Origin of the sequence: Stenotrophomonas sp. 364 (assembly GCF_009832905.1) — a bacterium.
GTDB lineage: Bacteria > Pseudomonadota > Gammaproteobacteria > Xanthomonadales > Xanthomonadaceae > Stenotrophomonas > Stenotrophomonas maltophilia_AP.
Genome location: NZ_CP047135.1, coordinates 2,974,758 through 3,001,424 on the forward strand (window position 1 = coordinate 2,974,758; position 26,667 = coordinate 3,001,424).

Consider the following 26,667-nt stretch of genomic DNA (forward strand, 5'->3'; position numbering starts at 1 on the left):
GCCCTTGCACCGCTGGCCCGCTTGCCGCACAGTGCGCGCCCCCTGACCTCCGGCCCGGCCCCGCATGAAAATCGGCATCGACTTTGGTACCAGCAACTCCGCCGCCGCCGCGGTGGTGGACGGGAGGGTCGTGCCGATCCAGTTCGGCCAGGCCGAGCAGTTCCGCACCACGGTGTATTTCCCGGAAGTGATGCGCGACCCGAACGACTTCGAGCTGACCCCGGCACTGGAACACGAGCTGGCCCGGCTGATCGACGCCGCGGCGCGCGATGCACGTGCGGCCGGCCAGGAGCGTGCCCACGACGCGCTGCGCCGCGAAGCGCTGCGCGTGGTGCGCAGGCAGTGGATGGAAGAGCAGATGCGCGCGCCGCTGACCTCGACCAAGCTGCTGCAGAACGCGGTCTATGGCGATGAGGCGCTGGAAGCCTATTTCGAAGAGAACGAGGGCAACCTGGTGCAGAGTCCGAAGTCGATGCTGGGCTACAACCTGCATCCGCGCGCGCGCCAGACCATTACCGGTATCGCCACGCACATCCTGGAACACATCCGCCTGACCGCCTCGCGCCAGCTGGACCGCCCGGTGCGCACGGCGACGCTGGGGCGGCCGGTGCAGTTCCGCAGTTCGATCGGCGCGGCCGGCAATGACCAGGCGCTGGAGATCCTGCACAGCGCGGCGATCGCGGCGGGCTTCGACGATGTGGATTTCCTGGAGGAGCCGGCCGCGGCGGCGATGCACTACCACGCCGAGAGCGCGGAGGAGCACGAGGCCATTGTGGTGGACATCGGCGGCGGTACGACCGATATCGCGCATGCGCGGGTGGGTGGGCAGCACGCCCCGAAGATCCACCGCGCGTGGGGTATCGCGCGCGGCGGTACGGATATCGACCTGGCGTTGAGTCTGGGCGCGTACATGCCGCTGTTCGGTCGTGGCGTGAGCCGGGTGCCGGCGCACCACTACGTGGAAGCGGCGATGGTGCAGGACATGACCCGTCAGCGCGATTTCCGCCAGCACAGCTATCGCGATGCGGAAGCGCCGTGGGGCAAGCGGTTGCAGGCGCTGCAGGACACGGGCAACACGGCGCGGCTGTACCGTGAGGTGGAGCAGTGCAAAATCGCGCTGAGCAGCGCGGTGGCGCATGAGAGTGCGCTGGATTTCATCGAGCGCGGGATGGCGGTGCAGGTGGAACGCGCGCGGCTGGAAGCGGCGGCGGGCAACTACCTGGCCGAGCTGACGACGTTGCTGGAGCAGGTCCGCGCGGACATCGGCCACGACCCGGCCGCGGTGTTCCTGACCGGCGGGATGTCGCGCGCGGGGTATCTGCAGGAGGCCGTGGCGGCAGCCTTTCCGGGCGCAACCCTGATCCGCGGCAACCCCTCCTTCGGCGTCGTCCACGGGTTGGCGTGGGCGGCGGCTTCGTAAAGCTGGGTCAAGAGCTGGATCAAGAGCTGGATCAAGAGCTGGGTTGATGGTCTTCCGGTTTGGGTCGGGGTGGGTGAGGCCGCGGGGCACGCTGCAAGTACTTCCGTGTAAGCTCCGCCACCGCATCCATGCGGTGGAGGGCCCCGCAACCTCACCCACCCCGCCCCCCGACAGTTGGCCGGTGCGCATGCAAAAAGCACCGCAGCTTTTTTTTGGGGGGAGGATGCCGAGCGGAGCTCGGCACTTTCGAAGCAACTGCAACGGCCACTGCAACGGCCACTGCAACAGCAACAGCAACAGCAACAGCAAATGCCACTGCAAAGGCCGAAGCAACGGCGAAAGCAGCAGCCAAGGCAGCAGCTACAGGCGCTGCCGCTCTCGCGGCCTTTGCCCACTGCCACACCCATCCACACATCCCCACATCCACACTTAAGCCGCAGCCGCAGCCGCAGCCGCAGCCTCAGACAGTGCTGCCGACCAATCCGCGTGCCCGGCCCGCCGGCCAAACCGGCTTGTCTGCCGTTGCTCCGGCTATTCCCTTGCGCACCGACCCTTTGTGCAGGTGCGTCGCGTGTGGGTTGGCGGTGGCGGTGGCGGAGCTTACATGCACGCACTTGCAGCGTGCCCTGCCAACCCACACACGACGCGCCCGCCCCACCCAGGACAACGCAGCCCAAGGTTTTCGGCTTCGGCTCTGGCTTTGAACCTGGACGTGGCTCCGGACGTTGCCCTTCGCTCTTGAATTCCACCCCTCCCCCCCCATCAAAGGGAAGGCGAAGGAAGACTGAAAGCCAGGCGCCATAAGGGTTTAGCCCCAGCAATCGCGCGCATTAACAAAACGTTACGCCGAAAGCGCTATCATCTTTCGGCGTCAATGCGCAATGCGCACGTCGTCCCGGGCCTCGTACAGGCCACCGTCCTTCTCGATGCTGCCGCCCTGGACATGTCCCGGGCGCCGGGATCGCTTTTACGCTGTGATCCGGCTCGTTCCCAGCATGTAGCGCCCTGAGCCGCCAAGAGATATCCGATTGGGCGAACGCCTGGTTGTACCAGCCCCAGTTACCGCTGCCGAACCCGACCCCATCGACTGCCGCCGTTGTGACGCGGTCTGTTGCCGGATGTCGGTGACCGTCATGCCCGACGACAACGTACCCAGCTACCTGCTGGATACCGATGAAGCCGGCCGCACCGTCATGGCGCGCAACGACGAAGGCTGGTGCGCCGCCATCGATCCCTATCACCTGCGCTGCACCATCTACTCGCAGCGTCCCGCCATCTGCCGCCAGTTTGACATGGGCGGCGATGACTGCCGCCTTGTGCGGCAGGAGTACCGTCGGCAACAGCACGATCTGTCGACGCTTTTTCCCTCGTTCCACCCATGACAGGAGCATCCATGGCTCGTACGCCAAAGACCTCCCCCAAGGCAGGCAACACCGTTCGCGTCGACCGTAAGCAGGGTTCCAGCACGGCCGTCAACAGCACCAGCATCGCAGCCGACCTGGCCGCGTTCCGCAAGGGCGGTGGCAAGATCGAAGTGCTCGGCAACACCCTGGCACTGAAGAAAACCGGCTGACCTGCAGCCGTCCGCACCGGCCCCGTGCCGGTGCGGAGGCCGCACTCAACGCCCGCCCAGGCCTACCCGCACGCTGCCCGAATGGGCATTGATCGCGATGTCGCCATCGCCGCCGCCCAATTTTGCATCCAGGCTCCGGCCCGGCCCGTACCGCGGCCGTTCCACCGTGCCCGAATCGGACTGGATGTCGCCGCTGAAGGTCTTCACGCTCAGCTGCGCCGACACCGACCGCGGCAGCTGCAGCCCGATCGAGCCGCTCACCGTCTGCAACGTCACCTTGCCGCCCGGCGCCAACCCTGCTGCCGACACCGTCAGGCTGCCCGACACGGCTTCGGCGGACAGCCGCTGCACGCGGCCCGCGTCCACTTTGATGCTGCCCGACACCGTTTCCAGCGCCACCTCGCCCGAGGCGCCGCCACCGGCCTGGATCCCGCCGCTGACCGCACGCAGATCCAGCCGCGGCGTCTGCACCTGCGAACGGATCCCGCCACTGACCGTGGTCAACGCCGTCTCGGCGCTGCGCCCGGCGGCAGCGATGCTGCCGCTCACTGCGTTGGCCTGCAGCCGCCGCACGTCCACGTCGGCCACCTCGATGTCCGCGCTCACCGTGCCCAGCTGCACCTCCACCGCACGCGGCACGCGCAGTTCCAGCGTCGCGCCTCCGTTGCTCCGGCCGCGCGGATATACCACCTCCCAGCGCACCCGGTTGGCGCTGCGGTCCTGCTTGAGCGTCAGCCCATCGGCCATCGAACCGCTCAACGCCACTTCGTTGCGGTCCCACCCGCGCACACTGACCTTGCCGGCGATGTTGCTCACTTCCACGCGCCCGCCCGCTCCGAGCGGGGCGCGCTCATCCACACGGGTGGCCGCCTGCGCCGCCAACGGCAGCAGCAGGGCCAGGGCTGCGATCAGACGCAATGAATGGTGCATGGTGTGTCTCCTTCAGGATGGCAGGCCAGCGGCCATCACGGCCTGCTGGGTAAGTTCAAGGCGCAGCGCGTAGGTGCGCTGCAGTTGCCCGAGCAGAACGCGCGAGCGGGGGTTTTCACTGAGGGCGGCGCGGATATGGTCGGCACTGCTGTCCAGCTCGTGCAGCGCCGGCTGCCATTCGCCGCCCACCTGGGCGGTTGGCAGGGTCGCCATCGCCTGCTGGTACTCGGCCACCATCGCCTCGGCCTGGCGTTGCACCAGCGTCGGCGGCGGCGTCCGCGGTACCGGCGTTGGCACCACCATCAGCAGGCCCAGCGCGGCCGCCAGACCCAGGCCGACCCGCAGCGGCCAGCGTCGACGCCGGGTCCATCCGGTTACCACTGCCGGTGCCGGCATGGGCGCGGGCATCGGCATGGCCGGCAGCTGCGCGGCAATGCCCTGCCACACACGTGCCGGCGGCAGCCGCTCGGCCGGCAGCGCGCGCAACCGCGCCTGCAGCGCATCGGAGTCGTCGTGGTGGTTCATGTCGTTCATGCGGTTTCTCCCAGGCGTGCGCGCAACAGACCGCGCGCACGGTGCAACTGTGCCTTCGAACTGCCCACAGCCATCTGCAGCTGCTCGGCGATTTCGTGGTGTTTCCAGCCTTCTATGTCGTGCAGCACCAGCACCGCCCGGGCGCGCGGCGGCAGGGTTTCCAGCGCGCGTTCGAGGTCCAGCGTGGTGCCCGCACACCGGTCCACTGCCACCAGCGTGGCCAGGCTGTCGTGCCCTTCCTCGCCGGCATCGGTCAGCTGCCAGTGCGCGCTGGCGCGCAGTTCCATCAGCGCCGCGTTCACCCCCAGCCGGTGCAGCCAGGTGACCAGGCTGCTGTCGAAACGGAACCCCGGCAGCGCCTTCCATGCCTGCAGGAACGCATCCTGCAGGGCATCCTCGGCGCGTGCGGCGTGGCCGCCACACAACCGCCACAGCACCGCGTAGATGCGCGGCGAATGGCGTCGGTAGATCTGTTCATAGGCGGCCACGTTGCCCCCCACCGCGGCGCGGACCAGGGCGTGGTCGTCGGCGGCGTCGGCCTCGATCGGGGCACGGGATGCGGGCATGGTGGCGTTGAGCATATCCGTTGGATGCGGGGTCCAGCGAAAAGGTTTAAACCGGTTGGCGCGATGTTCGTGAGCACCGGCTCTAAACCTTTTGGCCGCCGCCGGCATCCAAGCCTGCGTACCCCACGGGCCATCGACAAGGAATCGCCATGTCCACCAGTTGCCTCGTCCTGCTGTTGTCGCTGGCCAGCAGCTGCACCCTTCCCTGGAGCCCGGTGACTATCCGTATGTCGGTGTCGCCGCAACCGGACCTGTGCGTGCAATATGCCGCGCATGACCCGGTCTGTGCCTCGGTACTGATCGCACGGCTGGCATCGCAGCCCGTGGTGTGAACGACGGCGGCGGTGGTCGGCGCGCGGCCGCATTAAGATAGCGGCTCGACGCACTATCGCTGCAAGGATCCACGCTGCACATGAAAGACCATCTGCCTACCTGGACCCACGAGTGGCTGCATTACGGGGTCCCTGCCCTGCAGATCCTGCTGACGCTGCTGGCCGCCTGGCTGCTGCGCCTGATCGCACGGCGGCTGATGCGCCGCATCGGCGAACATTACACACTGCCCCCGGAAATGGTCATGGGCGTGCGCCGTGCCTTCAGTTTCGTGGTCTACAGCACCGCGCTGCTGGTGATCCTGAGCATTGTCGGGGTCAAAGCCAGCGTCCTTTGGACCGCCTTCACCGGCTTTGCCGCCGTGGGTGCGGTGGCGTTCTTCGCCGCGTGGAGCGTGTTGTCCAACATCTTCTGCACGCTGCTGATCTTCACCACACGCCCGTTCCGCCTGCACGACTACATCGAGCTGCTGGAGAACGGCGAGAAGCCGGGATTGAAGGGCCGCGTGATCGACGTGAACCTGATCTACACCACGCTGCAGGAAACCGACGGCCACCACGAAGGGACCGTGCTGCAGATTCCCAACAACATGTTCTTCCAGCGCACCGTGCGCCGCTGGCGTGATCCGTCGCAGGCGCCGGGCGGTATCCAGGGCGATGGTTGAACAACGGCGGCGCGCGCCCGGCGCACCGCGCAGGGGTCAACGCAGCTGGCTGTCCTTGCTGCCACGGCGGTTGTAACCGCCGCCATCGTGCTGCGCGGCGTCCTCTTCTTCCTGGCAGCGCACGCATAACCGTACGCCGGGCACGGCCTTGCGCCGCGCCTCGGGAATGGGCGCGTCACAGTGTTCGCAGTGGGTCAGCCCGGGGCCCTGTTTGAGCTGCGCGCGGGCGCGCTGGATGGCATCGTCAACGGTGGCGTCGATCTGGTCCTGCACCGCGCCGTCGCCTGCCCAACCTGTCGCCATGATGCGTCTCCCATGCCGGTGTCAGGCACCAGCATAGACCCGGCCCCGCGGGCGCAGCCAACGTGCGGCTGAACGCCTTGGCGGCGGCGTGAATGCTTCAGCCGGGTGTTACCAGACCAGGTCGTCGGGCACCTGGAACTGGGCGTAGTAGGCATCGTCGTCGGCGTTGCCGGTGCTTGGCTCGGCGGTGGCCTGGGCGTTGTCGAGCACGATGGCGCTGGCATCGCGCTCACGCACCTTGTCGGCGGCCGGACGCGGCAGCAGCTCGAAGCCGTCGCCGAACCGGGCAATGACCAGCGCGCCGGACGCCAGCTGCCGGCGCAGGGCGGGGTTGACCAGCAGGGTGCGGATCACGGTGCCATCATTGAAGCGGTACTCGCTGTCGCCGTCACGCTTGACCTTGTTGGTCTCGATGATCTGCCGGACCTGCGCCTGCAGTTCCTGCGCGCGCGCCTTTTCCTTGCGCTCGGCCTCCAGGGCGCGGTCGCGTTCAGCTTTCTCGGCCCGCAGCCGGTCGGCCTCGCGCTGGCTTTCGCTGGGCGCAACGGGGGCCTTGCCGTGTCGGGCCTTGACCTGTTCACGTGCGGCCTGTGAGACCTGGGACTTCTTGACCAGCCCGGCCTTGAGCAGCTGCTCCTGCAGGGGATTTGCCTTCGCCATACGCGTGCATCTGTTGTTGCGGGATTCCGGAGGCCATCATACTGGTCTGTCCGCCCCAGTCCCAACCGTTGTCCATGACCGCCCTGAAGTACCTCGCCGGTTACCCCGAAGCCCTGCAGCAGCAGGTGCGCGAGCTGATCGCGGGCGACCGCCTGGGGCCCTGGCTGGAACGGCGCTACGCGGAACTGCATACGGTGCGCAACGATCGGCAGCTGTACGACTACACGCAGGGGCTGAAGGAGCGCTATCTGCGGCAGTCGGCGCCGCTGTCGAAAGTGGTCTATGACAGCAAGCTGCAGGTGCTGAAGCACGCGCTGGGCACGCACACGACGGTGTCGCGGGTGCAGGGCAGCCGGTTGAAGGCGAGCCGCGAGATCCGGATCGCGACGGTGTTCCGCGAGGCCCCGGCGCCGTTCCTGAAGATGATCGTGGTGCACGAGCTGGCCCACCTGAAGGAATCGGACCACAACAAGGCCTTCTATCAGCTGTGCACGCACATGGAAGCGGATTACCACCAGCTGGAGTTCGATCTGCGCCTGTACCTGACCCATCTGGAACGCCCCACCCGCTGACCCCTTCGCACGGCTGCGGGCCGCTGGCCGCCTGGCGTGCCGGCCGCTGGCCGGTGGGGCGCGGTAGTGCCGGCCGCTGGCCGGCTGCTCGCAAAGCCAGAGCGAAGCTCAAGCAACTGCAACTGCAACTGCAACTGCAACGGCTTCTGGCGCAACGATCGCTGGATTGGGCGGGGGTGTGTGAGTTCGCGGGACACGCTGCAAGTCCCGCTCAGCGGCCCGGCCCAGCCGCTGGCGGCTGTGCGTTCGGACGCATGCGAGGAAGTGCCTCGCAAGCAATGCGCCCTCACCCATGTAAGCTCCGTCGCCGCATCCATGCGGCTCAGGGTCCCGCGAACCCACACACCCCCGCCCCAGACAGACTGCCGGTGGCCGATGAAGAGCTAGAAGCGGGGGCGAAAGCAGGAAAAAGCCAAGCCAGAGCCAGAGCCAGAGCCAAAGCTCAGAATTCGATTTCAATGTGAATTTGAATTCATATTAGAAATCAAATCCAAAAAACCAGATTCGGACCAGACATCAGCTTCGGCCTTCCGGCCGAGCACCAGCCACCAAGTCACCCGCCGGACCAAAAGCCGTCCGATCGCAGTTCGCCGTTGCCTCCCCCAAAGGCCACCAGCCAACTGTCGGGGCTGGGGGTGGGTGGGTTGGCGGGACCGTTGGGCGCCATGGATGGCGCCCACGAGCCTCCAGGGATGGATTCACGGCGTGTCCCGCCAACCCACCCGCCCCCGGCCAACCCAAGCCGCCCGGCCAACCGGCTGTGGCTCCGGCTGTGGCTTCGGCTGTTAGCTCCGGCTCCGGCTCTGGCTCCGGCCTCGGCTCAGCCCCAGCAGGGCCCACCCACCCCGCACACCCAGTACACTCCCCGCCCGCATCCCGCTTTTCGTTGCCAGCCCCATGACCGACCCGATCCGACTCGACAAACGCCTGACCAGCCTCATCGGCTGCTCCCGGGGCGACGCCCAGCGCTACATCGAAGGCGGCTGGGTCACCGTCGACGGCACGATCGTCGAACAACCGCAGACCCTGGTCACCGACGAAACCATCGTCCTGCGCGACAACGCCGAAGCCACCCGCACCGAAACCGTCAGCATGCTGCTGCACAAACCCGCCGGCATGCGCGCCGACGAACTGTGCGCCCTGGTCACCCCTGACAGCCGCAGCGAACTGGACGCCACCGGCGTCACCCTCCTCCAGCGGCATTTCCACGCCCTGCAACTGGTCATGCCGCTCGCCGACGAAGACAGCGGCCTGGTCGTCGTCAGCCAGGACGGCCGCATCGTGTCCCACCTCAAGGACCGCGGCGCCACCCTCGAACAGGAATACCTCGTCGAAGTCAGTGGCGAACTCGCACCCTATGGCATGAAACGCCTCGCCCACGGCCTCAGCTTCCGCAACTGGCCCCTGCCCCCGTGCAAGGTCAGCTGGCAGAACGAAACCCGCCTGCGCTTTGCCATCAAACCCGTACAACCCGGCCAGCTCCGCGACATGTGCCGCCAGGTCGGACTCGACGTCGTCAGCGTCCGCCGCCTGCGCATCGGCCGCGTCGCCATGGGCAAGCTGGTACCGGGCCAGTGGCGCTACCTCGCGCCCGACGAACGTTTCTGAGGTCGTCGCGCGCGTCCGGCACTCGCCGTGCACGCCCGCCCGGCTTAGCATCGGCACATGACTGAACGAAAGCCGCTCTGGCGCCGGATGCTGCGCTGGCTGGGAATCGTACTCGCGGTGCTGGTGCTGTTGGTACTCAGCGGCCTGTTGCTGGCCGACCACCTGACCCCCAAGGCGATGGGCGCCCCCAGCAGCGTACTGCCCGTCCAGCCGGCCAAGACCGTCATCGACCGCGAACTGGCCCGCCTGCAGGCCAGCCACCCCGACCAGAGCGGCGTCGCCTTCCTTGCCGACGGGCTGGATGCCTATGCCGCGCGGGCGGTCATCACCGCCCATGCCGGCCGCAGCCTGGACCTGCAGTATTACATCTGGCACGACGACCTGATCGGCCACCTGATGGCGCAGTCCCTGTACCAGGCCGCCGAACGCGGCGTGCGCGTGCGCCTGCTGCTCGATGACATGAATGCCCGGGACAAGGACGCCCTGTTGATGGCGCTCGACGAGCATCCCAACATCGAGATCCGCCTGTACAACCCCTTCCGCAACCGCACCGGGCCGTGGCGGATGGTGGAGATGGTGCAGCGCTTTTTCAGCGTCAACCATCGCATGCACAACAAGGCGTGGATCGCCGATGGGCGCGTGGCCATCGTCGGCGGCCGCAACATCGGCGAAGAGTATTTCAGTGCGCGGTCGGACGTGAACTTCCGCGACCTCGACCTGCTGGTGGCCGGTCATGCGGTGAACCAGGCCAACCGTATTTTTGACGACTACTGGAACAGCGAAACCGCCGTTCCCATCGCTGCGCTGGCCTTCCACACCCCGGCCCAGCTGCGCCTGCTGGTGCGCGAATCCGAGCACGAAGCCAAGCGCGATGTCGCCCAGCCGTACCTGCGCCGTGTCCAGCAGTCACAGTCGGCGCGCTCGTACTACCGCGACGCGGTCGAGCTGCACTGGTCACCGAACGTGGAGATCGTCTCCGACCCGGCCATGAAACACCGCCGCGATGACACGTCGAACTGGCTGGTGACCCGGCTGGTCAGCGAGATGCAGGCCACCCGGCACAAGGCGCTGCTGATCTCGCCGTACTTCGTCCCCGGCGAGGAAGGCACAGACGGCATGGCCGCCATGGTCAAGCGCGGCGCCCTGGTCGGGGTGGTGACCAACTCGCTGGCGGCCAACGACGTCGCCGCCGTGCACGGGGGCTACATGCACTACCGGGCGCCCCTGCTGCACAGCGGCGTGCACCTCTACGAACTGAAGGCGCACGGCTATGGCGACCGCAGCGGGCTGTTCGGCAGCAGCGGCGCCAGCCTGCACACCAAGGCTTTCCTGCTGGACGATCGGCGCGGCTTCGTCGGGTCGTTCAACCTCGACCCACGGTCGGCGTACCTCAACACCGAGATGGGCGTGCTGTTCGATGATCCGGTGCTGGGCGCGCAGCTGCGTGCCGAGTACCTGCGCCTGGCCGATCCGGCGCAGAGCTACTGGGTGATGCTGGACGCACAGGACCGGGTCCGCTGGCTGGACCGCGCCGCCCAGCCACCGGTAGTGCTCGACCGGGAACCGGATACGTCGTTCTGGCTGCGTGCCAGCGCGCGCGTCATCAGCTGGCTGCCGCTGGAGTCGCAGCTGTAGGCGACCGCGAGGCAGCCACGCATGGCGTGGCTCTAGCCGTGGGTCATCGCGTTCAGGGGCTGCATGGCTGCCCTCCACGAACCCTCAGGCCTCGGCCTCGTCGGCGTCCAGGGTTTCCACCGCGCGCCCATGCAGGCGTCGCCAGATCCACTGCAGCGCATGTGGCGGGGTGCCGTGCTGCTGCTCCAGGATGGCCAGCGCCTGCGCCTGGCCGATCCGCCCGTGCCGACACAGCAGGCTGGCGGCCGCCGCCGCGCGTGCAAAGCGCAGACTGGCCGACAGCCCGTCCTGGGCCGTACCGGCGTCGCGCAGCAGCGCTTCGTGTACCGCCCCGGGCAACTCCCAGGCCGCCGCGATCCGCCCGGCCACAGGCAAGGTCCAGGCATCCAGCAGTTGCATCGCCAACGCGCGCGATGGCAATGCAGCGTCCTGCACGGCGCAGGTATCCAGCAGCTGCCGCATCACCAACGCCGCGCCCAGGCCCTGGGTCAGCCCCAGCCATTGTGCGGCGAAGGCGTCTTCATGGGTCACCAGCCGCGCATGGTCGGCCGCCGCGCGCGAGGCCAGCAGCGCGTGCTCCCAGATCACCGTGCCAAACTGCGGGAACGTCTCGCAGTGCACCTGCATCACCGGCTGCACCAGTACCGCGCTGATGATCTGGCGGATGCCTTCGGTACCCACCAGGGTTACCGCCCGCTGCAGGCTGTCCACCGGCTTGGCCTGCAGGCGGTACACCGGGCTGTTGGCGATGCGCAGGAGATTGCCGGTCAGCACCGGGTCCTGGCCGATGATGGCGGCCATCGCACGCGCCGAGGCGTCGCTGTCGTTGACCGACTGGATCAGCTGCGGCAGCAGTTGCGGGCGCCGGGGCAGCTGCCGGGCCGACCAGTCGCGCTGCTCCAGCGCTGCCACCACCGCCGCGTGCAAAGTGCCATCGCTGTGCCGGTCCGGGTCGGCAGCGTCGCCACTGCGCGGCACCAGCGCCAGCGCGTGCAGGCCGGCCTGGAGCGCCTCGGCCGGGGCGGTCTCGGCGACGCTGCCGGCCTGCCCAGACAGGACCGCCAAAGGCGCACGCGGGCGCACGGCCGCCGCCGGGGCGGCGACGCGCACGCGGCGGCGCCGCGTTACCGCCAGCCCGAGCGCGACCGCTCCCGCCAGTCCTGCCACCACCATCACGTTCATATCCATCAGCGTGGCCGCCTTGCGCGGCGCCACTGTGTTGTCACTGCACCCACGTCGTCCGTCCTGGCATTGCTGGTACTGCGCACCGTTGCCACGGCATCGGCGCCATCTTCAGCAACTTTAATGGCCCGTACCGTCGCGCCCCGGGGCCGATCCCGGCCGTGGGTCGCGGCAAGCCCTGACAACACCCTCCGGCGGAATGCACTAGAATGGCGCCGCGCGACCCGTCCCCCGATCCGACGAAGTCGCTTTTTTTGTTTTACAACCCACCTTTTGCTGGTGCGTTCGCCGCTGTTCCCAGCCGTTCGCCCCATCGGAGCCACCATGTTATTTGAAACCCTCGAAACTTCCGGTCACGAACAAGTGGTGTTCTGCCACAACCGCGATGCCGGCCTGAGGGCGATCATCGCCATCCACAACACCACCCTGGGCCCGGCCCTGGGTGGCGTGCGCATGCGCCCGTACGCCAGCACCGATGATGCGCTGGCCGACGCGCTGCGCCTGAGCCGCACCATGACCTACAAGAACGCCCTGGCCGGGCTGAACGTGGGTGGCGGCAAGGCGGTGATCATCGGCGACCCGCGCCAGGACAAGAGCGAGGTGCTGTTCCGCGCGTTCGGTCGTTACGTGGATTCGCTGGGCGGTCGCTACATCACCGCCGAGGACGTAGGCACCGATGTCAACGACATGGAGAACATCTACCTGGAGAGTGAGTACGTCACCGGCGTGCACCAGGTCCATGGCGGCTCCGGCGACCCGGCCCCGTTCACCGCTTACGGCGCGCTGCAGGCGCTGATGGCCTCGATGCAGCACAAGCTCGGCCATGAAGAAGTGGGCAAGACCAGCATCGCGGTCCAGGGCCTGGGCCATATCGGCATGGAGCTGGTCAAGCTGCTGCGCGACCGCGGCGCCAAGCTGTTCGTCACCGACCTGGACAGCGCGCGGGTCGATCGTGCGGTCACCGAGTACGGTGCCGAAGCGGTGAAGCCGGACGACATCTACGACGTCAACGCCGATGTGTTCGCCCCGTGCGCACTGGAAGGGGCGATCAACCCGCAGACCCTGCCCCGCCTGAAGTGCAGGATCGTCTGCGGTACCGCCAACAACCAGCTGTCCAGCCTGGAGGTCGGCGATGAACTGCATGCACGCGGCATCCTGTACGCGCCGGACTACGCGGTCAACGCGGGCGGGGTGATGAACGTCTCGCTGGAAATCGATGGCTACAACCGCGAACGCGCGATGCGCCTGATCCGCAGCATCTACCACAACCTCGGCCGGATCTTCGCCCTGTCCCAGAGTGAGGGCATCGCGCCCCAGCGGGCGGCCGACCTGATCGCCGAGACGCGCATCCATTCCATCGGCAAGCTGAAGATGCCGCTGGGCCGCGCCACGCCGCGGCTGGGCACGCTACGCGGGAACTGAGCCGCTCCGCCGCAGAATGAAGAAGGGCGCGATTGCATCGCGCCCTTTTTCGTTTCAGACCATTACGTGTGTCGCCGACCGGGGCCTGGTGCCTAGAACGCGGCCGAATAGCGCAGCGCCACCTGGCTCAGGTCGCCCCGCGGCCCGAACCGCTGGTCGTAACCGAACGCCACCCGCGTATTGCGGGTCAGCCACGACTCCACCGACAGCCCGAGCAGGCCACCCGATCGCGCCGGCTGCAGCCCCGCCATCGGCGCCCAGGCATCCACGCCGACGAAACTGGCGTCCTGCGTCAGCCCATCACTGGACAGCAGCTGCTGCCATTCGGCATAGCCGCGCAGCGCCCAGCTGCCCCACTGGCGTTCGGCGCGCACGCCGGCCAGCGCCTGGCTGCGCGTGCTCACCCCGCCCTGGGTGCGCAGGCCAAAGCCCAGCCCGCCCTGTTCGCTGAAGCTGTCGCTGTCCACGCGGGCGTAGTCGGCCCCCAGGTACGGGGTCAACGAGGCGCGGCCGTCGCCAACGCGGTAGCCGGTTTCCACGCTCGCCGCGGTGAACTGACCGCCGTAGCGGGCATTGACCCCGTACTGGCCGGCACCGAGCAGCAGCTGGCGATCGATTTCCCGGGTGAACTGGCCGGCCCCCAGCTGGCCCAGCGCATAGGCCCGCCCGGTACCCCAGCCGGCATACATCTGCGCCTGCGACTGGCGGTCGCGGCCACGGTCACTGCCCCAGTCGCGGCTGTTGTGGGTGCGGGTTTCGCCGAAGGCAAAGCCCAGCACGCCGTTGCTGCCGAAGGCCATGTCCTGGCCCATCATCCAGCCACGGGTATCGGCGCCGCTGGCCGAGAAGCTGCCCTGCCCGACCTCGCCGAGCTGGTTCTGCCAGGCCCCGCGCAGGCGCGGTGCGCCCTGCACCTGGCCGAACCGCGCCGACAGCGCGCGGCGGTTGAGGTCGACGCTGTCGAAGGTGGCCGCGGTGGCCAGCGCATGGGCCTTGCCAGACAAACTGTCCAGGCTGGCCTGCAGCGCCTGGTTGCCCTGCACCTGCTGCAGCTGACCGGCCGCATCCGCGAAACCGCCGGTGCCGTTGCCGCTTCCCGTATCGAGTTGGACGAACGCCTGTTCCACACGGTTGGCCGACGCGATGGCCACGGCGTCCAGGCCCGCAGCGCTGGCGGCCGAATTCACGTTGACCCGGTTGATGTTCAACCAGGCCGTGCTCGCGTCGTAGGAGAAGTTGGCATCGAGCAGGGTGACCGGGCCGCTGAACTCCAGGCCGCCGAAGGCGCCGCTGATCCCCGTGCCGGCCTTGATCAGCGCCTGGCGCTGGTTGTTCTGCGGCACATAGCCACTGACCGCACCGACCACATTGACGCGCCCGCCTTCCAGGCTGGCATGGCCGGTCACCTGCAGTGCGGGCGCGCCCAGCGTGGTGACGTAGCGGGCATTGGCCCGCTGCACGTAATCGCCGTCGATGACCGCAGTGGTATTGGCTTCGGTGAGCACAACGCTGCCGTTGTTGTCGACGATGCCGGTAATGCGCGTGGTGCCGGTACGGAACTGCAGTGCGCCGAAGGTGCCGTTGCCGGCTGCAGGACCGACCAGCACCACCGAGGTGAGCGAGGCACCATCACGCAGCGCCAGCGTGCCACGCTCGATGCTGGTCAGGCCGGTATACGTGTTGGCGCCGGACAGCACCAGCGTGCCATCGCCCTGCTTGGTCAGCCCACCGTCGCCGCTGATGTTGTTGGCCCACACCGTGCCCGATGCCGACTGCGGAATGTTGATCGTGACGTCGCCCCAGTCGAACCGCCCCGGCCCGTTGATGGCCTTGGCGATGTTGAGCAGGCCGTAGCCGAAGGTGCTGTCCACGCCGGGCGCGCCCAGGTCGGTGGCGGTGCCCAGCAGCGTCTGCCGCACCAGGTCGTTGCTGAAGTACGGGTACTTCTGCCAGACCAGCGCGGCGGCACCGGACACCAGCGGCGCGGCGAAGGAGGTGCCATAGTTCCAGAGATAGCTGGGGGTACCGCCAGCGGTATGGGCCGGATCGACGTACACCGCCGCGCCCGGGGCGGCCAGGCAATACCTGGCGGCAACGCCGCAGGCATTGGCGTAGGACGCCAGCTTGCCGGGACTGTTGGAATCGACGGCGGTGACGCTCAGCCAGCCGCGCTCCAGGTCGGCCGCCGGCAGTGTGCCGTTCGGGCCGGGCTGGCTGGGCAACGCCGCCATGCTGGACGGGTCCGGCTTGCTCTCGTTGCCGGTGGCGAACACCACCAGGCCGCCGTGGTTGAGGATGAAGGGGCGGTATTCCTGGGCGATCGGCGCGGTGGCCGCCGGGTTGGTCCAGTACAGACCGCCCCAGGAGTTGTTCATGACCTTCACGCCCTGGTTCATCAGGTCCACATGGACCTCGGCCAGGCCCAGCGCGCCGTTGACTTCATTGCCGCTGCCCGAGCCATCGTCGGTGGGCCGCTTGTCGGCGATGATGCGCGCCGACACGATCTGCGCGCCGGGGGCGATGCCGCCCGGCCAGGTGCCCACGGCCGCACCGGCGGCCAGTTCGGCCACGGCGGTGCCATGCCCGACGACGTCATCGACGTTGAGGTTGTTCACCCGCGGATCGACGTAGGTGTAGTTGGCCAGCACGCGCCCGGCCAGCGCCGGATGGTTGCGCATCACGCCGGAATCGACGATGCCGATGCGCACGCCGCTGCCGGTCAGCCCGGCACTGCGCGCGGCGCCGGCCTGGGTGATGGTCAGGTGCGCATCGAAGGCCGGCTGCGTAGGCGTGGTGGTCGTGGGTGGAGGGGTGGTAGGAGGCGTGGTGGGAGGCGTGGTCGGCGGGGGATCGATGCGGACATTGCCGCCCCCACCACCACCGCCACACGCGCCCAGCGCTGCCGCGAGCGCGGTGACCAGTACGGATCGACCCACTACTGCCTTGTTCATCCTTGTTTCCCCAATTGACGTGTTGTTCGCCCCCGTCTGGCCGGTCCTCCTGGACCTGGCCCGGCGGCAAGTGCCAAGCCTCTATACTTGGCCGGTAGTTCGCAGTCTGCCGGGAAAACCCGCTGCCGCCAATGGCATGCGGTCCCACTCTTGAAACCTGCTCACGCACCAACGAGATTGCCCATGTCCAACATCGTCATCGCCGCTGCCAAACGCACCGCCATTGGTTCCTTCCTGGGCCAGTTCACCGGCGTACCCACCCCGACCCTGGGTGCCACGGCAATCGCGTCGGCACTGCAACAGTCCGGCATCGCGGCGGCCGATGTGTCCGAGGTCATCATGGGCTGCGTGCTGCCGGCCAACCTGGGCCAGGCGCCGGCGCGCCAGGCGGCGATCGCGGCGGGCATTCCGGTTTCCACCGGTGCCACCACCCTCAACAAGGTGTGCGGTTCGGGCATGAAAGCCATCATGCTGGGACACGACCTGATCAAGGCCGGGTCGGCCAGCATCGTGGTGGCCGGCGGCATGGAATCGATGTCCAATGCGCCGCACCTGCTGCCCAATTCGCGCACCGGCAACCGCTTCGGCAATTTCCAGGCGGTCGACCACATGGCCCATGACGGCCTGGTCAATGCCTACGACGGCAAGGCAATGGGCGAATTCGCCGAAACCACGGTGGACAAGTACCAGTTCAGCCGCGAGGAGCAGGACGCCTTCGCCATTGAATCGGTGCGCCGGGCGCAGGCCGCCCAGGCCGACGGCGCCTTCGCCGACGAAATCGTTCCGGTGAAGGTGGCCGGTCGCAAGGGCGAGGTTGAGTACAGCCAGGACGAACAGCCCGGCCGCTCGGACATCGCCAAGATTCCGACCCTGCGCCCGGCCTTCAAGAAGGACGGCACGGTCACCGCGGCCAGCTCCTCGAGCATTTCCGATGGCGCTGCCGCGCTGGTGCTGCTGTCCGAGGACGATGCTGCGGCGCGCGGGGTAACGCCGCTGGCGCGGATCGTGGCCCACGCCACGCATTCCCAGGAACCGGAGTGGTTCACCACCGCCCCCATCGGCGCCCTGCACAAGGTGCTGGAGAAAGCCGGCTGGCAGCTGGACCAGGTCGACCTGTTCGAAATCAACGAAGCCTTCGCGGTGGTGGCGATGGCCCCGATCCGTGAATTGGGCATCCCGCACGAGAAGGTCAACGTCAACGGGGGCGCCTGCGCATTGGGCCATCCGATCGGCGCTTCCGGCGCACGCCTGGTGGTAACGCTGGTCAACGCATTGCGCACGCGCGGCGGAAAGCGCGGCGTCGCCACCCTGTGCATCGGCGGCGGCGAAGCGACGGCCATTGCCATCGAATTGATTTGATTGAACTTAACGCGCATTTCGCAAAAATGAATGCGCGATCGCTTGACAGCCAAACGTGGCTTGTCATCATGTTGCCGGGCGCGCAATAGCGCGTTGCCTAATCTAACGACGAGGATTCACACAAATGAGCATCAACAAGCTGCTGATCGCGATGGCCCTGGGCCTGGCTCTGACCGCCTGCTCGAAGCAGGAACAGGCTGCTGACGCCGCTGCTTCGGCCAACGAAGCTGCCGCTGACGCCCAGGTCGCCGCCGACCAGGCCGCTGCTGCTGGCGCCCAGACCGCCGACGCTGCCCAGGCTGCTGCCGACACCGCCGCCACCGCCGCCAACACCTCGGCTGACGCCGCTGCCCAGGCTGGCGCTGCTGCCACCGACGCTGCTGCCGACACCGCTGCAGACGCTGCCAAGGCCGGTGAAGCCACCGCCGAGCAGGCCAAGGACGCTGCTGAAGAAGCCAAGAAGTAATAACTTCTTTCTTCACGCAAGTCTGAAGAAGCCGCTGGTTCGCCAGCGGCTTTTTCTTTGGGCGCATTCCAGTGGGGCTGCGGCTGCCCGATCCGCAGCGACCCGGTCTTCACGCAGGCATGAATAGGCTGGCTTTCCCTACGATCCCGTATTGGAGACCGCCATGAAGATTCGTCCGTTCACCACGTCGCTGTTGGCCGCCTCCCTGCTGCTCGGCCTGGCCGCATGCAAGGGCCCGGAAGCCGAGAAGGCCCGCGACGACGCCGCGCAGGCCGCCGACAGCGCCAATGCCGCCGCACGCGAAGCGGTGGACAAGGCCGCCGCCTCCACGCGCAACGCCGCCGACGATGCCGCTGCCGCCTCCGAGCGCGCCGCCGCCGAAACCCAGCAGGCGCTCGACCGCGCCGCTGCAGCCACCTCCGAAGCCGCTGGCGAAGCCAAGACCGCCGCCAAGGATGCGGGCGTGCACGCCAGCGATGCCACCGCCGATGCCGCGCAGAAGGTGGCCGACAAGGCCCGCGACGTGGCCGATGAAGCAAAGAAGAACGCTGACGAAGCCAAGCGCTGAGTCTGGCGTTTCCGCAGCACCCGGAACGCCCCTTCGCAGGAAGGGGCGTTTTTTTATGGTCTTTCTTCCATCCAAGGGGAGCGTCTTTGTTGCAAGGCCGTCGCCGCGTAAGCACGACGCTGCGCGGGCGGGCATGGATCGGCTGGCGTCTCCGATCAGGCTGGTCGCGAGCATGAGGGCCCCGTAGCAGCCGGTAGGCCCCTGGCGCAAATGTCCCCCGGCCGCTACGCGGCTCGGCTTGCGGTTAGCAGGTAGACGCGACGCCTTTTGGGCGGTGATCGGTGGGTCGGGCGCTGGCTCCCCATGCCCTTGGAGGCGAAATAAAGGAGGAGGGGACGGCCGCAGGCCGACGCCGGGGGAACATTCGCCGGAAAGGGTCTGGGGAGCCAGCGCCCGACCCGCCGATCAACCGTTCGCACCAAGAGCGCCACCACCGAGTGCGTCACCACCAACGGTGGTGACCTATGGCAGCGCCCGCGCCAGCACCGCCGCCGTGTCCAGATCCGCCGGCAGCGTCCCGAATGCCATGCCATGCTCGCCGCCCAGCCGCGTGCGCACGAACGCGCCGGCGATCAGGCTGTTGGCACGCAACAGCACCGCCGCCTGCAGCAGCAGCGCCAACTGCTCGGTGATGCGGCGCGCCTGTGCCTCGCCCGGCGACGTCGCCAACGCACTGCGCAATGCCTGCAACGCCGCATCGTAGATCGCGTCGCGCCCCGCCACGGCATCCAGTTCGGCATCCAGCACCGGGGCCACCTGCGGCTCGCGCGCCAACGCGCGCAGCACGTCCAGGCACTGGATGTTGCCGCTGCCCTCCCAGATCGAATTCAACGGGGCCTGCCGGTACAACCGCGGCAGCATCGACTCCTCCACGTACCCTGCGCCACCCAGGCATTCCTGCGCCTCGTTGACGAACACCGCCGCGCGCTTGCACACCCAGTACTTGCCCACCGCCGTGGCAATGCGCGCGAACGCCGCGTCGACGCTGCTGTGGCGCGCCCGATCGACCGCACCGGCCACGCGTATCGCGAAGGTGGTGGCCGCTTCGGATTCCATCGCCAGATCGGCCAGCACATTGGCCATCAGCGGGTGATCGCACAAGCGCTTGCCGAAGCTGGTGCGGTGCCGGGTGTGGTGCAACGCCTGCGCCAGCGCCATGCGCATCTCCGCTGCCGCACCCAGCATGCAGTCGAGCCGGGTCATCATCACCATGCCGATGATCGTGGCCACCCCTCGCCCTTCCTCGCCCACCCGGCGGGCCCAGGCACCACACAGCTCCACCTCGCTGGACGCGTTGGACCAGTCGCCCAGCTTGTCCTTCAGCCGCATCAACCGGAACGCATTGCGGTTCCCGTCGGGAAGACGGCGCGGCATCAGGAAACAGCTCAACCCCGCCGGGGCCTGCGCCAGCACCAGGAAACCGTCGGACATCGGCGCCGAGAAAAACCACTTGTGCCCCACCAGCCGATAACTGCCGTCGGCCTGCGGTTCGGCACGCGTGGTATTGCTGCGCACATCCGAGCCGCCCTGCTTCTCGGTCATGCCCATGCCCAGCGTGATGCCGGCCTTGTCGGCGATCGGCACATCGCGCCGATCGTAGTGCGGGGCCGCCGCCTTGTCGGCCCACTCGGCCAGCGCCGGGTCCTGGCGCAGCACCGCCACCGCCGCATGCGTCATCGTGAGCGGGCAACTGGTGCCTGCATCGGCCTGGTGATGCAGGTAGCTCAGCGCCGCGCGCGCGACATGCGCACCGGCCGTGCCATCGTGCCAGGACAGCCCGGCCACGCCGTGCACCTTGGCCGCGTCCATCAACTGGTGGTAGGTCGGATGGAACTCGACCGTGTCGATGCGATGCCCCTGCGCATCATGCGTGCGCAGCCGCGGTTTATCGCGGTTGGCATCAAACCCCAACCCATACAGCGCATCGCCGGCCAGGCCACCATAGCGCGCCAGCGCGACAGCAAAGCCGTCGCCGCCTTCGCGCTGCACCGCCTCGGCCAGGGCCACATCATCGGCCCACAGGTTGCGGCCACCGAACGGCGGCGGCTGGTTGAATACCTCGTGGGTGTCGAATGCGGGCAGTGCAGAGGACATCGCGGCGGCCTCCTGGCCATGGGGTTCAGCCGATTCTGCCGCATCCGGTTGCAGCGCGCCGTTCAGGTGGATTCTCACCTCCTGCACGAGCGCGGCGGCACAGTGCAGCCATGAGCCTTGGCAGCCCGAACAACGATCTGGTGGTGCTTCGTCCGGAAGGGCTGTATTGCCCCGCCGGCGATTTCCATATCGACCCGTGGCGGCCGGTGCCGCGTGCGGTGATCACCCATGGCCACGGCGACCACGCGCGCAGTGGCATGGGCCAGTACTACTGCGCCACCGGCAGCGTGCCGATCCTGCGCTGGCGGCTCGGCGATGTGCCACTGCAGGCGTACGACTACGGCCGCCCGTTCCGGCTGGGGAATGTGGAGGTATCGCTGCATTCGGCCGGGCACGTGCTGGGCTCGGCGCAGGTGCGCATCGACGATGGCGAGCAGGTCTGGGTCGCCTCGGGCGACTACAAGCGCCAGCCGGACCCCACCTGCGCGCCGTTCGACGTAGTGCCCTGCGATGTATTCATCACCGAGGCCACCTTCGCCCTGCCCATCTACCGCTGGCAGGACACTGCCGAGGTGGCGGCCGAGATCGTGGCATGGCGGCACGAGTGCGCCGCACGCGGCGAAGCGGCCATCCTGCTCTGCTACGCGCTGGGCAAGGCGCAGCGGGTGCTGGCCGAACTGCTGCCGCTGGATGACCAGCCGGCCTGGCTGCATGGCGCCATTGCCAACGGCGTGGCGGTGTACCGGCAGGCGGGCATCGCCATGCTGGACACCCATACCGTGGCCGAACAGGGCCGCCAACCCGACGCCGCCGGGAAACTGATCCTGGCGCCGCCGTCGGCCGCCGGCACCCCGTGGCTGCGGCGCTTCGGCAAGCATCAGCTGGGCTTCGCATCGGGCTGGATGCGGTTGCGCGGCAACCGCCGCCGACGCAACTACGACCGCGGTTTCGTGGTCTCCGACCATGCCGACTGGCCGGCCCTGCTGCAGACCATCACCGAGACCGGCGCGCGGCGGGTGATCGCCACCCACGGCAACACCGATGCGCTGATTCCCTTCCTGCGCGAACGGGGCATCGCCGCCGAAGCGTTCCGCACCGATTTCGGGAGCGAGGAATGAAGGCCTTCGCCGCCCTCTACCAGCGCCTGGACCGCAGCACCGCCACGCTCGACAAGCGTGCCGCGCTGGTTGCCTATTTCCGCGATGCGCGCCCGCACGACGCCGCGTGGGCGCTGTACCTGCTCAGCGGCGGCAAGGTGGGCGGCGCGCGCCGCAAGATCGCCGCCAGCGGTGAACTGCGCGCGTGGATCAGCGATGCGTCCGGATTGCCGCCGTGGCTGGTGGAAGACAGCTACGAACAAGTGGGGGACCTCGCCGAAACCCTGACCCTGCTGCTGGATGATCCCCCCCAACGCAGCCCGGATCGGCCCTTGGCCGAATGGATCGAAACGCATCTGCTGGCGGTAGCCAACCAACCCGAACCGGTGCGCCACGCCGCGGTGCTGGACGGCTGGCGGCAGCTGCCGGCCGATGAACGCCTGGTGTTCAACAAACTGCTCACCGGCGCACTCCGTGTAGGCGTTTCGCAGCGACTGGTACAGCAGGCGTTGGCCGAACTGTCCGGCATCGACATCGCACGCATCGCGCAGCGCATGCTCGGCGAGTGGGTCCCCTCCCCCGGGCTGCTCGCCGCGCTGCTGTCGCCGCAGGAGCGCCCGGAAGACCGCCAGCAGCCGTATCCCTTCTTCCTGGCCTCGCCGCTGGAAGCCGAGGTCGAGAGCCTCGGGCCGATCACCGACTGGGTACTGGAATGGAAGTGGGATGGCATCCGCCTGCAGCTGCTGCGGCGCAAGGGCGAGGCCGCGCTGTGGTCACGCGGCGAAGAACGCCTGGACGGACGTTTCCCGGAAATCGAAGCGGCGGCCATGGCGCTACCCGATGGCTGCGTGATCGATGGCGAGCTGCTGGCCTGGCGCGACGGCGATGCGCAGCCGCTGCCGTTCACCGCGCTGCAGACGCGCATCCAGCGTCGCAAGCCCGGGCCGAAGACACTGCGCGACACGCCGGTGCGCGTGCTCGCCTATGACCTGCTCGAGATCGACGGCGAGGACCTGCGAACGCAGCCCCTGCACGCCCGACGCGCACGCCTGGCGGCCCTGCTGCAGGCACTGGACGATCCGCGCATCGTGCTCTCGCCCACGCTGGCGGCCAACGACTGGCCCGACGCCGCGGCGCAACGCGCGCAGGCACGCGAGCGCGGCGTGGAAGGGCTGATGCTCAAGCGCCACGATTCGCTGTACCAGAGCGGGCGCCGACGCGGCGACTGGTGGAAGTGGAAGATCGATCCGCTCACCATCGATGCGGTGATGATCTACGCGCAGGCCGGGCATGGCCGGCGCAGCACGCTCTACACCGACTACACCTTCGGGGTGTGGAACGGGGACACGCTGGTGCCCGTCGCCAAGGCGTACTCCGGGTTGGACGACACGGAAATCCTCGCGCTTGATCGCTGGATACGGGCCAACACCGTGGAGCGTTTCGGGCCGGTGCGCAGCGTGCGCGGTGAACAGGTGTTCGAACTGGGCTTTGAAGCGGTCAACCGCAGTACCCGGCACAAATCCGGTATCGCGGTGCGCTTTCCGCGCATCCTGCGCTGGCGTCGGGACAAGCCGGCCAGTGAGGCCGATACGCTGGCCCAGCTGCAGGCCCTGGCGCGGTGACGCGGCGCGAAGCGATGGCGCGGCTGGTTGACTGGTTTGCCAGCCGCGGCTGGGCACCGCTGCCCTTCCAGAAGAACGTGTGGCGCCAGTATCTGTCGGGCGCCTCCGGGCTGTTGCACACGCCCACCGGCAGCGGCAAGACCCTGGCCGTGTTCGGTGGCCCGTTGCTGCAGGCGTTGAGCGCCCCGCGCCCGGCGCCCGCCGGTGGACGCGCGCGCAAAGCGGTGCCGGCCCTGCAGGTGCTGTGGATCACCCCGTTGCGCGCGCTGGCCGCCGATACCGCCCGTGCCCTGCGCGAACCGCTGGGCGCGCTGGGGCTGGACTGGCAGGTGGGGCTGCGCACCGGCGATGCCAGCGCGCGGGACAAGCGGCTGGCGCGCGAGGGCCGCGTGGATGTGCTGGTCACCACGCCGGAATCGCTGGCGCTGCTGCTCAGCTACCCCGACGGCCTGGCGAAGATGCGCCAGCTGCGCTGCGTGGTGGTCGACGAATGGCACGAACTTCTGGGTAACAAGCGCGGCGTGCTGCTGCAGTTGAACCTGCGGCGGCTGCGCGATGCGCTGCCCGCGCTGCAGGTGTGGGGCCTGTCGGCGACGCTGGGCAATCTCGAGCAGGCGCGCGACGTGCTGCTGCCCGATGTTCCCGATGCCCCGCTGGTGGCAGGTGCACGGCCGCGCCCGGTGCATCTGGACACCCTGCTGCCCGCCCACGGCGAACGCTTCCCGTGGGCCGGCCACCTGGGCTTGTCGCAATTGCAGCGCGTGCTGGAAAAGCTGCTGACGGTGCGCACCAGCCTGCTGTTCACCAACACCCGCGCCCAGGCCGAGCTGTGGCACCAGGCGCTGGCGGCGGTATGGCCGGAAGATCCGTCCACGCTGGCGCTGCACCACGGTTCGTTGGACCCCGCCGTGCGCCGCCACGCCGAACAGGGCCTGCGCGAGGGCCAGCTGCGCTGCGTGGTGGCCACCTCCAGCCTGGATCTGGGCGTGGACTTCCCGGCGGTGGACCAGGTGCTGCAGATCGGCAGCCCGAAAGGCATTGCGCGGCTGCTGCAGCGCGCCGGGCGTGCGCGGCACCGGCCGGGCGAATCGGGCACGCTGGTGTGCGTGCCCTCGCATGCGCTGGAGCTGGTTGAATACGCCGCGGCACGGCATGCACTGGCGGCTGGCGTGATCGAAGCGCGCCGCCCGCCCACGCTGTCGCTGGACGTGCTGGCCCAGCATTGCGTGAGCTGCGCGCTGGGCGGTGGCTTCGAACCTGACGCCCTGTTCGCGCAGGTCCGCCGTACCCACGCATTCGCGGCACTGGACGCCACGCAGTGGCAGGGCGTGCTGGAGTTCATCGTGCAGGGCGGTCGTGCGCTGTCGCAGTATCCGGATTTCCACAAGGTGGTGCGCGACGAGGACGGCGTGTACCGCGTGCACGACCGGCGCGTAGCGCTGCGCCACCGCTTGTCGATCGGCACCATCACCAGCGATGGCAGCGTGAGCGTGCAGTTCCTGCGCGGCGGCCGGTTGGGCGCGGTGGAAGAGCAGTTTCTGGGGCGGCTGCGCCCGGGTGATCGCTTCCAGTTCGCCGGGCGCCTGCTGGAACTGGTGCGGCTGGAGAACCTTACCGCCTACGTGCGCCTGGCCAAGGGCGGCGATGGGCTGGTGCCGCGCTGGCAGGGCGGCCGGCTGCCGCTGTCTGAAGCGCTGGGGCAGGAAATGGAAGCGGTCTTCGCCGCACCGCCGGCATCACCGGAGATGCGCTGGCTGGCGCCCCTGCTCACCCTGCAGTCGCGCATCTCGATGCTGCCGGGCCCGACGTCGTTGCTGGTGGAAATGGTGCGCCGTCGCGAGGGACAGTTCGTGTTCGTGTATCCGTTCGCCGGGCGACAGGTCAACGAAGGCGTCGCCGCGCTGATGGCACTGCGCCTGGCCCGGCTGCAGCCCAACACGCTGGGCTACGCGGCCAACGACTACGGCTTCGTGCTGGCGCCGGCACGCCCGGTCGACCTGGACGTGGCCGGCCTGCGCGTTTTGCTGCAGCCTGCGGGACTGTTGGACGACCTGCGCGACAGCCTCAACCTGGCCGAGCTGGCCCGCCGTCAGTTCCGCGATATCGCGCGGGTTTCGGGCATGCTGGTGCCGGCGCTGCCCGGCCGCACTCCACGCAGCCTGCGCCAACTGCAGGCCTCCAGCGGCCTGCTCTACGACGTGCTGCGCCAGCACGATCCGGACCACATCCTGCTGGGCCTGGCCGATCGCGAAGTGCTGCACGGCCAACTCGACCTGGACAGCCTGGCGGCCACGCTGCAGCGCCTGCAGGCGCGTACGCTGTGCCTGCAGGCGCCGCGCACCCTGGGCCCGCTCTCATTTCCGCTGTGGGCCGAACGCCTGCGTGGCCAGCTCAGCAATGAAGACTGGAAAACCCGCGTCAAACGCGCTGCCGCGCAATTGGAGACCCGCCATGGCACCTGAGTTGCCCACCCCGCTCGCCGGCGAGCAGGTCCTGCTGCTGGGCGCCCGCGCGCTCTACTGGCCCGCGCGCAAGGCGCTGCTGATCGCCGACCTGCACCTGGGCAAGGCCGACGTGTTCCGGCGAGCGGGCATCGGCCTGCCCAGCGGCGGCACCGGCGACGACCTGGAACGCCTGTCGACGCTGCTGCAGCAGCACGCCGTGGATACGTTGTGGATTCTCGGCGACGTGCTGCATGGCGCAGCGCATCGGGCCGCGTGGTACCGGCAGTGGCAAGGTTGGCGCGAGCAGCACGCCACGTTGGAGATCGGCGCCTTGGCCGGCAATCACGACCGCGCGTTGCCCAAGGCTGATCTCGGCCTCACGCTGCTCGGTGAACAGCTGCAGGTCGGCCCGTTTCTACTGCGCCACGATCCGCACCCGCACCCGTCGCTGCATGTGCTGTGCGGGCATGTGCATCCGCTGGCCCGTCTGCCGGGCATGCAGCGGCGCTGGCCCGCGTTCTGGCTGCGTGAGAGGTTGACGGTGCTGCCGGCCTACTCGCGGTTTACCGCGGGCATCGCGCCGGTCCTTGCCAGCGGCGAACGGCTGGTGGCCTGTGTGGAAGACGAGGCCATTGCATTGCCGGCGCGCTGAGCCACCGGCATCAGG

Annotated in this window: 24 protein-coding genes; 16 read left to right on the plus strand and 8 right to left on the minus strand. The window is 68.5% G+C overall.

Annotation, left to right across the window (positions count from 1 at the left end):
* The first annotated feature begins 64 nt into the window (after window positions 1–64).
* The 3 genes from GQ674_RS13595 to GQ674_RS13605 all read left to right on the plus strand — a co-directional run bounded on the left by GQ674_RS13595 (window position 65) and on the right by GQ674_RS13605 (window position 2,993).
* Window positions 65–1,420, plus strand: coding sequence for an Hsp70 family protein (locus tag GQ674_RS13595; protein WP_159497502.1), 1,356 nt, complete (start codon window positions 65–67; stop codon window positions 1,418–1,420).
* 1,133 nt (window positions 1,421–2,553) lie between these two features.
* Complete coding sequence (locus tag GQ674_RS13600) at window positions 2,554–2,802, plus strand: YkgJ family cysteine cluster protein (RefSeq protein ID WP_236546083.1); 249 nt, start codon at window positions 2,554–2,556, stop codon at window positions 2,800–2,802.
* Between the two features lie 11 nt (window positions 2,803–2,813).
* Complete coding sequence (locus tag GQ674_RS13605) at window positions 2,814–2,993, plus strand: hypothetical protein (RefSeq protein ID WP_038687055.1); 180 nt, start codon at window positions 2,814–2,816, stop codon at window positions 2,991–2,993.
* A 45-nt stretch (window positions 2,994–3,038) separates the two neighbouring features.
* On the opposite strand, the gene GQ674_RS13610 is transcribed toward GQ674_RS13605, so the two are convergent.
* From GQ674_RS13610 to GQ674_RS13620, 3 genes are read right to left on the minus strand one after another with little or no spacing between them, the layout of a single operon-like run.
* Window positions 3,039–3,923, minus strand: coding sequence for a DUF4097 family beta strand repeat-containing protein (locus tag GQ674_RS13610; protein ID WP_159497503.1), 885 nt, complete (start codon window positions 3,921–3,923; stop codon window positions 3,039–3,041).
* A gap of 12 nt (window positions 3,924–3,935) precedes the next feature.
* Entirely contained in the window at window positions 3,936–4,457 is a 522-nt protein-coding gene (locus GQ674_RS13615; RefSeq protein ID WP_159497504.1) for a hypothetical protein, read from the minus strand.
* Window positions 4,454–5,038, minus strand: a complete 585-nt coding sequence (locus GQ674_RS13620) for a sigma-70 family RNA polymerase sigma factor (protein ID WP_159497505.1) — start codon at window positions 5,036–5,038, stop codon at window positions 4,454–4,456. The genes GQ674_RS13615 and GQ674_RS13620 overlap by 4 nt, the downstream gene beginning before the upstream one ends.
* A gap of 134 nt (window positions 5,039–5,172) precedes the next feature.
* Here GQ674_RS13620 and GQ674_RS13625 point away from each other — a divergent pair, with 134 nt between their 5' ends.
* On the plus strand, window positions 5,173–5,355 hold the full coding sequence (locus GQ674_RS13625; protein ID WP_128097780.1) for a hypothetical protein: 183 nt from the start codon (window positions 5,173–5,175) through the stop codon (window positions 5,353–5,355).
* Between the two features lie 80 nt (window positions 5,356–5,435).
* Window positions 5,436–6,017 (plus strand): mechanosensitive ion channel family protein, encoded by a 582-nt coding sequence (locus GQ674_RS13630; protein ID WP_159497506.1) that lies wholly within the window; start codon window positions 5,436–5,438, stop codon window positions 6,015–6,017.
* Between the two features lie 36 nt (window positions 6,018–6,053).
* On the opposite strand, the gene GQ674_RS13635 is transcribed toward GQ674_RS13630, so the two are convergent.
* Both GQ674_RS13635 and GQ674_RS13640 read right to left on the minus strand, forming a co-directional pair.
* A complete protein-coding gene (locus tag GQ674_RS13635; RefSeq protein ID WP_159497507.1) occupies window positions 6,054–6,320 on the minus strand; it encodes a DksA/TraR family C4-type zinc finger protein in 267 nt (88 codons plus the stop codon).
* Window positions 6,321–6,428: 108 nt separating this feature from the next.
* Window positions 6,429–6,980 (minus strand): DUF2058 domain-containing protein, encoded by a 552-nt coding sequence (locus GQ674_RS13640; RefSeq protein ID WP_159497508.1) that lies wholly within the window; start codon window positions 6,978–6,980, stop codon window positions 6,429–6,431.
* Window positions 6,981–7,054: 74 nt separating this feature from the next.
* On the opposite strand from GQ674_RS13640, the gene GQ674_RS13645 reads away from it, so the two are divergent.
* The 3 genes from GQ674_RS13645 (at window position 7,055) to GQ674_RS13655 (ending at window position 10,795) form a co-directional block, all read left to right on the plus strand.
* Complete coding sequence (locus GQ674_RS13645) at window positions 7,055–7,552, plus strand: M48 family metallopeptidase (RefSeq protein ID WP_159497509.1); 498 nt, start codon at window positions 7,055–7,057, stop codon at window positions 7,550–7,552.
* Window positions 7,553–8,449: 897 nt separating this feature from the next.
* Window positions 8,450–9,160, plus strand: coding sequence for an rRNA pseudouridine synthase (locus tag GQ674_RS13650; RefSeq protein ID WP_159497510.1), 711 nt, complete (start codon window positions 8,450–8,452; stop codon window positions 9,158–9,160).
* A 57-nt stretch (window positions 9,161–9,217) separates the two neighbouring features.
* Window positions 9,218–10,795: a phospholipase D family protein gene (locus tag GQ674_RS13655; RefSeq protein ID WP_159497511.1), complete on the plus strand. Its 1,578-nt coding sequence runs from the start codon at window positions 9,218–9,220 to the stop codon at window positions 10,793–10,795.
* A gap of 84 nt (window positions 10,796–10,879) precedes the next feature.
* Here GQ674_RS13655 and GQ674_RS13660 read toward each other — a convergent pair whose 3' ends face one another.
* Window positions 10,880–11,983, minus strand: a complete 1,104-nt coding sequence (locus tag GQ674_RS13660; RefSeq protein WP_159497512.1) for an HDOD domain-containing protein — start codon at window positions 11,981–11,983, stop codon at window positions 10,880–10,882.
* A 318-nt stretch (window positions 11,984–12,301) separates the two neighbouring features.
* Here GQ674_RS13660 and GQ674_RS13665 point away from each other — a divergent pair, with 318 nt between their 5' ends.
* The gene (locus GQ674_RS13665; RefSeq protein ID WP_159497513.1) at window positions 12,302–13,399 is read left to right on the plus strand and encodes a Glu/Leu/Phe/Val dehydrogenase dimerization domain-containing protein; all 1,098 of its coding nucleotides are present in this window, start codon (window positions 12,302–12,304) and stop codon (window positions 13,397–13,399) included.
* A gap of 92 nt (window positions 13,400–13,491) precedes the next feature.
* Here the strand turns inward: GQ674_RS13665 and GQ674_RS13670 are convergent, their stop codons facing one another.
* Window positions 13,492–16,350 carry an autotransporter serine protease gene (locus GQ674_RS13670; RefSeq protein ID WP_159497514.1) on the minus strand — a complete coding sequence of 953 codons (2,859 nt, stop codon included), beginning with the start codon at window positions 16,348–16,350 and terminating at the stop codon, window positions 13,492–13,494.
* Between the two features lie 183 nt (window positions 16,351–16,533).
* On the opposite strand from GQ674_RS13670, the gene GQ674_RS13675 reads away from it, so the two are divergent.
* The 3 genes from GQ674_RS13675 (at window position 16,534) to GQ674_RS13685 (ending at window position 18,743) form a co-directional block, all read left to right on the plus strand.
* Window positions 16,534–17,709, plus strand: a complete 1,176-nt coding sequence (locus GQ674_RS13675) for a thiolase family protein (RefSeq protein WP_159497515.1) — start codon at window positions 16,534–16,536, stop codon at window positions 17,707–17,709.
* Between the two features lie 124 nt (window positions 17,710–17,833).
* Complete coding sequence (locus GQ674_RS13680) at window positions 17,834–18,175, plus strand: hypothetical protein (RefSeq protein WP_038687024.1); 342 nt, start codon at window positions 17,834–17,836, stop codon at window positions 18,173–18,175.
* Between the two features lie 163 nt (window positions 18,176–18,338).
* Window positions 18,339–18,743: a hypothetical protein gene (locus GQ674_RS13685; RefSeq protein WP_038687022.1), complete on the plus strand. Its 405-nt coding sequence runs from the start codon at window positions 18,339–18,341 to the stop codon at window positions 18,741–18,743.
* A 462-nt stretch (window positions 18,744–19,205) separates the two neighbouring features.
* On the opposite strand, the gene GQ674_RS13690 is transcribed toward GQ674_RS13685, so the two are convergent.
* Window positions 19,206–20,837, minus strand: a complete 1,632-nt coding sequence (locus GQ674_RS13690; RefSeq protein ID WP_159497516.1) for an isovaleryl-CoA dehydrogenase — start codon at window positions 20,835–20,837, stop codon at window positions 19,206–19,208.
* Window positions 20,838–20,947: 110 nt separating this feature from the next.
* Between GQ674_RS13690 and GQ674_RS13695 the strand changes: the two genes are divergently transcribed.
* The 4 genes from GQ674_RS13695 to pdeM are packed head-to-tail and all read left to right on the plus strand — an operon-like array spanning window position 20,948 to window position 26,652.
* Window positions 20,948–21,955: a ligase-associated DNA damage response exonuclease gene (locus GQ674_RS13695; RefSeq protein WP_159497517.1), complete on the plus strand. Its 1,008-nt coding sequence runs from the start codon at window positions 20,948–20,950 to the stop codon at window positions 21,953–21,955.
* A complete protein-coding gene (locus tag GQ674_RS13700; protein WP_159497518.1) occupies window positions 21,952–23,556 on the plus strand; it encodes an ATP-dependent DNA ligase in 1,605 nt (534 codons plus the stop codon). Before GQ674_RS13695 ends, GQ674_RS13700 begins: the two co-directional genes overlap by 4 nt.
* Window positions 23,557–23,570: 14 nt before the next feature.
* Window positions 23,571–26,018: a ligase-associated DNA damage response DEXH box helicase gene (locus GQ674_RS13705; protein WP_159497519.1), complete on the plus strand. Its 2,448-nt coding sequence runs from the start codon at window positions 23,571–23,573 to the stop codon at window positions 26,016–26,018.
* On the plus strand, window positions 26,008–26,652 hold the full coding sequence (gene pdeM, locus GQ674_RS13710; RefSeq protein ID WP_159497520.1) for a ligase-associated DNA damage response endonuclease PdeM: 645 nt from the start codon (window positions 26,008–26,010) through the stop codon (window positions 26,650–26,652). The genes GQ674_RS13705 and pdeM overlap by 11 nt, the downstream gene beginning before the upstream one ends.
* Window positions 26,653–26,667 lie beyond the last annotated feature (15 nt).

What these genes read in the sequence shown, in the direction of transcription:
- GQ674_RS13595 (WP_159497502.1), top strand. Translation starts at nt 65, where the DNA reads ATGAAAATCGGCATCGACTTTGGTACCAGCAACTCCGCCGCCGCCGCG.
- GQ674_RS13600 (WP_236546083.1), top strand. Translation starts at nt 2,554, where the DNA reads ATGCCCGACGACAACGTACCCAGCTACCTGCTGGATACCGATGAAGCC.
- GQ674_RS13605 (WP_038687055.1), top strand. Translation starts at nt 2,814, where the DNA reads ATGGCTCGTACGCCAAAGACCTCCCCCAAGGCAGGCAACACCGTTCGC.
- GQ674_RS13610 (WP_159497503.1), bottom strand. Translation starts at nt 3,923, where the DNA reads ATGCACCATTCATTGCGTCTGATCGCAGCCCTGGCCCTGCTGCTGCCG.
- GQ674_RS13615 (WP_159497504.1), bottom strand. Translation starts at nt 4,457, where the DNA reads ATGAACGACATGAACCACCACGACGACTCCGATGCGCTGCAGGCGCGG.
- GQ674_RS13620 (WP_159497505.1), bottom strand. Translation starts at nt 5,038, where the DNA reads ATGCTCAACGCCACCATGCCCGCATCCCGTGCCCCGATCGAGGCCGAC.
- GQ674_RS13625 (WP_128097780.1), top strand. Translation starts at nt 5,173, where the DNA reads ATGTCCACCAGTTGCCTCGTCCTGCTGTTGTCGCTGGCCAGCAGCTGC.
- GQ674_RS13630 (WP_159497506.1), top strand. Translation starts at nt 5,436, where the DNA reads ATGAAAGACCATCTGCCTACCTGGACCCACGAGTGGCTGCATTACGGG.
- GQ674_RS13635 (WP_159497507.1), bottom strand. Translation starts at nt 6,320, where the DNA reads ATGGCGACAGGTTGGGCAGGCGACGGCGCGGTGCAGGACCAGATCGAC.
- GQ674_RS13640 (WP_159497508.1), bottom strand. Translation starts at nt 6,980, where the DNA reads ATGGCGAAGGCAAATCCCCTGCAGGAGCAGCTGCTCAAGGCCGGGCTG.
- GQ674_RS13645 (WP_159497509.1), top strand. Translation starts at nt 7,055, where the DNA reads ATGACCGCCCTGAAGTACCTCGCCGGTTACCCCGAAGCCCTGCAGCAG.
- GQ674_RS13650 (WP_159497510.1), top strand. Translation starts at nt 8,450, where the DNA reads ATGACCGACCCGATCCGACTCGACAAACGCCTGACCAGCCTCATCGGC.
- GQ674_RS13655 (WP_159497511.1), top strand. Translation starts at nt 9,218, where the DNA reads ATGACTGAACGAAAGCCGCTCTGGCGCCGGATGCTGCGCTGGCTGGGA.
- GQ674_RS13660 (WP_159497512.1), bottom strand. Translation starts at nt 11,983, where the DNA reads ATGGATATGAACGTGATGGTGGTGGCAGGACTGGCGGGAGCGGTCGCG.
- GQ674_RS13665 (WP_159497513.1), top strand. Translation starts at nt 12,302, where the DNA reads ATGTTATTTGAAACCCTCGAAACTTCCGGTCACGAACAAGTGGTGTTC.
- GQ674_RS13670 (WP_159497514.1), bottom strand. Translation starts at nt 16,350, where the DNA reads ATGAACAAGGCAGTAGTGGGTCGATCCGTACTGGTCACCGCGCTCGCG.
- GQ674_RS13675 (WP_159497515.1), top strand. Translation starts at nt 16,534, where the DNA reads ATGTCCAACATCGTCATCGCCGCTGCCAAACGCACCGCCATTGGTTCC.
- GQ674_RS13680 (WP_038687024.1), top strand. Translation starts at nt 17,834, where the DNA reads ATGAGCATCAACAAGCTGCTGATCGCGATGGCCCTGGGCCTGGCTCTG.
- GQ674_RS13685 (WP_038687022.1), top strand. Translation starts at nt 18,339, where the DNA reads ATGAAGATTCGTCCGTTCACCACGTCGCTGTTGGCCGCCTCCCTGCTG.
- GQ674_RS13690 (WP_159497516.1), bottom strand. Translation starts at nt 20,837, where the DNA reads ATGTCCTCTGCACTGCCCGCATTCGACACCCACGAGGTATTCAACCAG.
- GQ674_RS13695 (WP_159497517.1), top strand. Translation starts at nt 20,948, where the DNA reads ATGAGCCTTGGCAGCCCGAACAACGATCTGGTGGTGCTTCGTCCGGAA.
- GQ674_RS13700 (WP_159497518.1), top strand. Translation starts at nt 21,952, where the DNA reads ATGAAGGCCTTCGCCGCCCTCTACCAGCGCCTGGACCGCAGCACCGCC.
- GQ674_RS13705 (WP_159497519.1), top strand. Translation starts at nt 23,571, where the DNA reads ATGGCGCGGCTGGTTGACTGGTTTGCCAGCCGCGGCTGGGCACCGCTG.
- pdeM (WP_159497520.1), top strand. Translation starts at nt 26,008, where the DNA reads ATGGCACCTGAGTTGCCCACCCCGCTCGCCGGCGAGCAGGTCCTGCTG.